Annotated in this window: 7 protein-coding genes; all 7 read left to right on the forward strand. The window is 40.7% G+C overall.

The genetic code is table 11. The features are described 5' to 3' along the window. Positions 1-450, forward strand: a 450-nt coding sequence (locus BS19_RS19475; protein ID WP_051686589.1) for a hypothetical protein, incomplete at its 5' end; no start/stop codon positions are given. A gap of 227 nt (positions 451-677) precedes the next feature. Then, a complete protein-coding gene (locus BS19_RS19480; RefSeq protein WP_038177612.1) occupies positions 678-932 on the forward strand; it encodes a type II toxin-antitoxin system Phd/YefM family antitoxin in 255 nt (84 codons plus the stop codon). Next, positions 925-1,194, forward strand: a complete 270-nt coding sequence (locus BS19_RS19485) for a Txe/YoeB family addiction module toxin (RefSeq protein ID WP_038177614.1) — start codon at positions 925-927, stop codon at positions 1,192-1,194. The genes BS19_RS19480 and BS19_RS19485 overlap by 8 nt, the downstream gene beginning before the upstream one ends. A 232-nt stretch (positions 1,195-1,426) precedes the next feature. Beyond that, complete coding sequence (locus BS19_RS20330; protein ID WP_157631222.1) at positions 1,427-1,597, forward strand: hypothetical protein; 171 nt, start codon at positions 1,427-1,429, stop codon at positions 1,595-1,597. 273 nt (positions 1,598-1,870) lie between these two features. Next, positions 1,871-2,410 carry a hypothetical protein gene (locus BS19_RS19490; protein WP_038177615.1) on the forward strand — a complete coding sequence of 180 codons (540 nt, stop codon included), beginning with the start codon at positions 1,871-1,873 and terminating at the stop codon, positions 2,408-2,410. A 238-nt stretch (positions 2,411-2,648) separates the two neighbouring features. Further along, on the forward strand, positions 2,649-3,173 hold the full coding sequence (locus BS19_RS19495) for a DUF6988 family protein (RefSeq protein ID WP_038177616.1): 525 nt from the start codon (positions 2,649-2,651) through the stop codon (positions 3,171-3,173). Between the two features lie 139 nt (positions 3,174-3,312). After that, positions 3,313-4,032 carry a hypothetical protein gene (locus BS19_RS19500; protein WP_038177617.1) on the forward strand — a complete coding sequence of 240 codons (720 nt, stop codon included), beginning with the start codon at positions 3,313-3,315 and terminating at the stop codon, positions 4,030-4,032. Positions 4,033-4,488: the final 456 nt, after the last annotated feature.

Raw genomic sequence — 4,488 nt, forward strand, 5'->3', positions numbered from 1 at the left:
GCGGCGTTATGTTCAGGAGGCAAATTGGAAAGCGAAGAACAAGTTAAAATGGATAAGTGGCCGACGTTTTATCTGAACAAAAGTTGGGTCAAAACGTTGATGCAGAAAGAAGTATCTCTGGCGGCTTCAATCACAGTACTGTACTACTCCTATTTTTATGCTTGTATGTTTGGCAATGCGGCAATTTTTTCAGGGTCAGGTTCAGTAGTTTCAATTATCGGATTACTTTTGACGCTTAAGCATAATTTCATCAGCGATGCTTCAAATCCTTACGCTGCTTTTCATAAATATCATAAGAAAATGGGTGGCTTTAATTCAATTGGTCAGATGGAAGATGCTAGTAAAGTTAACCCTGTTATCAAGGCAGTCAAAGATGAATATATGGGCATATCACTCCTAGTGCTTGGAGGCTTAGTTAGTGGCTATGGTTCGCTAGTTCGTTTAGTTTAGCTATGAACATAACAATAAATTTAAGAGTGATTCACAACGCTTGGCGCCGTCACTTCAAGTCAGTTTAGTGTTTATGGCACAATGCTTTAGGTAAGGTGTAAGCGTTGTTCACACCTTAATTTGGCGTTAGCTGCCATAAAAAGTTATCACACATCATGTCCAACTTGCTGTACAAGTATAATTGCAATGGTTATACTTGTTCCATAACACGTACATGTGGAGGTTATATGAGAATCGTATCTTTTACAGAAGCTAGAAATGGTTTAAAAGCAGTATTAGACGGTGTGGTTAATGATGCTGATACAACGGTAATTACGCGCAGAGACTCAGAAGATGCAGTTGTGATGTCCTTGGACTATTACAATAGTCTAATGGAAACTGTTCACTTACTTCGTTCACCTGAAAATGCGGAGCACTTGAATCGTTCAATCGCACAGTATCGAGCAGGCCAAACAACGGCGCGAGAGCTGATAGATGAGTAGTAGTCAGCGTTTATTATCCTGGACTGATGAAGCTTGGGGTGATTATTTGTATTGGCAAACCCAAGATAAAAAGACGCTTAAACGTATCAATAAGCTCATCAACGATGTAAAGCGTTCACCATTTGAAGGTATTGGTAAACCCGAGCCATTAAAAGAAAACTTATCAGGTTTTTGGTCACGACGAATTGATGACACAAATAGGTTGGTTTATGCGGTTGATAATCAGGCAATTACGATAATTTCATGTCGTTACCATTACTAACTTTATCACCTGAGACTGGCAGCTAACAAAGCGTTTAAGAGTGATTCCAAACGCTTGCCGGTTTCGCTTCGCTCAAGTATGGCAAGCGCTTGTCACACCTTAACGCAGCGTTATGCGACTAAGCAAAAAATCTGTTATATCTCTCTTTCTCGCCCTCTTTGGCCATCTGTTTTTCGGTGTCGGCAAGTCAGTATTGTCGGCCCAAGTTATTGAATCACTCAGGCAGTAAAACATGCCAAAGTTCGTGGGTTGCCTCATTGGTTTTCGAAGCCAGTTGGTGGTGAGTTTCGCGGGCGTAAAGTGTGGAAAGGGCAAGCTTATCGATAGTTCATCTTCGCTGTTTATTCTCAGCGTTGAGTTTCCCGAAGCAAAAGCGGAGTCACTAGCTGAAATTCACCATTAGTCACTTGTTGGAAGTTGGTCTGTAACATCGTGACTTCGGTTGTTCAGTGACTCACAAAAAGTGTTTGGTTTGTTTGAGGTTTTCTTTGTCTGAGGTAATCTTCATCTACCTAACTTGGCTTATGCGCTTGAATTCGCATAACAAACAATTCAAGCAGACCCTCAACGCTTAGCACTTTTGGTTTGCGTTGAAATTCGTGTTTACGGTGTTATGCGGAAAGTCAGCCAGGGCGTTTCGGGCTACTTAATTGGGCGTTAGCATGATGGAGCTAAAATGAGTGATTACAGAATAAAACAAAGCCCAATTTTTGGGGCTCCAGAGTCATACAGTTCAAGCGATGAACTCACTAAATATCTAGACAGCGTAGGGATTAACTTGTCACGTGTCATCATCGAGTTCAATGCGCTAGAAGATGAAATTTCATACTATATCTGTGATCTGTTTTCTGATGATGACGCTGAAAAAGTGTATGCATTTATCGGTGACCTGATGTTCAAGAAAAAAGCTTTGAAACTTCTTCAGCTTTACCACATTGAGTGTCGTAGTAGAGGCTTAGACTTCCAAGATGTTCTCAAAGATCTAGATAACAAATTAAATAACGCAGCAAGCCAGAGAAATGGTGTTACCCATGGTAGTTGGTTGCACTCCAGCCCAAGTAAGGGTACCCCAGTATCATTGAAGTCAAACAACAAAGGTCTTTCTAAAACCTATAAGCAATTTGATTCTGAAAAATTGCAAAGTATCTTAAATGACATCACCATTGCTAGGGCGCATTTAAGTCACTTTCATGATCGCCTTAAAAAATCATGCTAACAAGCAATTCAAGTTGATTCGCAACGCTTGGCGCTTTCGGTTTCAACTAGTGTGGTGATTACGGCGAAGCGTTTAGGTCATGTGGTAGCGTTGCTCACAACTTAATTGGGCGTTATAAAACAAGGAGTAGACCATCGATAAATTACTCGCAAGGTCAGCTGAATATGAGAACTATGTTGACTATATACTAAGGCAACCGCTGTATGATGGTTCTGATAGGATTCGAGTAAGCAGAATAATGTGCAGCGTATCACTAGAGCACGCTGAAAGTTTAAAGATTCTGCTAGCGACAAGAAACTTTACGTCTGCTCTTGGGCTCTTGAGGCTTCAGTTCGAGAGTCTAGTTCGGGGAATGTGGGTACTGTATGCTGCAAGTGATATAGCAGTAAGCAAGCTAACTGCAGAGTTAAATGAAGAAAATCAGAGAAGAGCCAACAATTTGCCGATGTTGAGTGAAATGATTAGCCAGTTGGAGAAGAAGGCTCCCAAAAATGCAGTAGATCCTATTCTCGAGTTTAAAGAGTATTCTTGGAAACCGCTAAGCTCATACGTTCATGGAGGCTTACATGCTGTTGATAGACATAGCAAAGGGTATCCAATTGCTATGATAGAACAGGTTTTGAAGGCATCAAATGGTGTTAACGGGTTAGTGGCGGTTTTTGGTTCTATTCTCACTGGTCAAACGAATTTGACTCAAGAAGTATATAAATCATTTGAAACATATGCAGACTGCTTTCAGATGAAGGGACCAATTGTTTTATAACAAGGCGTTTAAGGCGGATTCACAACGCTTGGCGATCTGAGTTCAAGTTGAACTTAGTGTTTAAGGTACAATGGTTTAGGTTTGGTGGTTAGCGTTGTTCACCACTTAACGCTGCGTTATATTTTCAGGAGGATTTTCGTTGATCGATGCAATTAGTTATTCAAATATAGTTAAAAAAGTTAGACAGACACACGAACAAACACTAGCTAGGGCGGTGCGTTTTGATTCAGTCGATCCAGTCTCAGAAGCCGCCATGGCAAAGATCAATTCGAAGATAAAGAAACATAGTTTAGTTGGTGTGCTTTTTTCTAATCCCAAAACGCTATTCTGTAAGCAAGAGGTTTTGGATAATCTGAACTATTTCCATCATCGTTCAAAAGATCATATAAATATTTTTTGTTGCGGATACGGTGCTTACTGGAATGCGGATAAGTACCCAGACCTTCAAGTTGTAACTGCTATTGATGGAGCTGAATGGAGCTATAGTGATTACGCATTTGTAAATCTTGTTGAAGAATTTGAGGCACGAACAAACTGGCAATATAGTGGTGAAAACGAGCTTTTAATACTAGATGTCTCTCCTTCACAAAATGAGGATGAGTTATCGATAAACTCAGCGGTTATTTGTAATTTAGAAAAGATGAAAAATGATAAAGCCTTTTCTTCGGTTCGCTCTTTTATCGAAAAACTAATTCGCTATGCTGCTAGCAGTGAGGCTTCTTCTGCGTGGGCATTCAGTGATCAGCAAGGAGTAGACGTTGGTAAAGACTTTTTGAAAGATTCAATCCTTAATCTACTGCCAAATAAATTACAGTCTAGCTATAAAAAAGCTGAGCACTTCGCTGTAAGAAAAATATAACAAACGCTTTAAGGCGGATTCGCAACGCTCTGCGGTTTTGGTTTGATTTGGCTTTTGTGTTTACGGTGTAATGGTTGAGTGTTGTGGTATCGTTGCTCACCACTTAAGCGGGCGTTATGTTTACTTGTATTTCAGTGGCTTAAAGCTTCTTCGATCTATGTTCTTTGTCTCTTTGGCCATTCGTTCGAGTTTCTTCAGCAAATCTACATTGTCGGCCTAAATCCTTGAATTTCTCAGCCCGTAAAACATGCCAATATTCGTGGGTTGCTTCATTTGCAAATCGGGTCGGTTGGTTTTAGGTTCCGCTGGCTTTAGAGCGTTTTTAGCGTATTTGCCAAGTAACATGTCGGTTTGGCAGTTGCCTCGGCAATTTGCCATTGTTCTGCGCTTTGGTTGGAAAGAGAGGGCGCTTGTTGAGCGTTTATCGGGTTGCCTCATTGGGCAGGGAAGTGGACT

It is taken from the genome of Vibrio pacinii DSM 19139 (assembly GCF_000711795.1).
GTDB lineage: Bacteria > Pseudomonadota > Gammaproteobacteria > Enterobacterales > Vibrionaceae > Vibrio > Vibrio pacinii.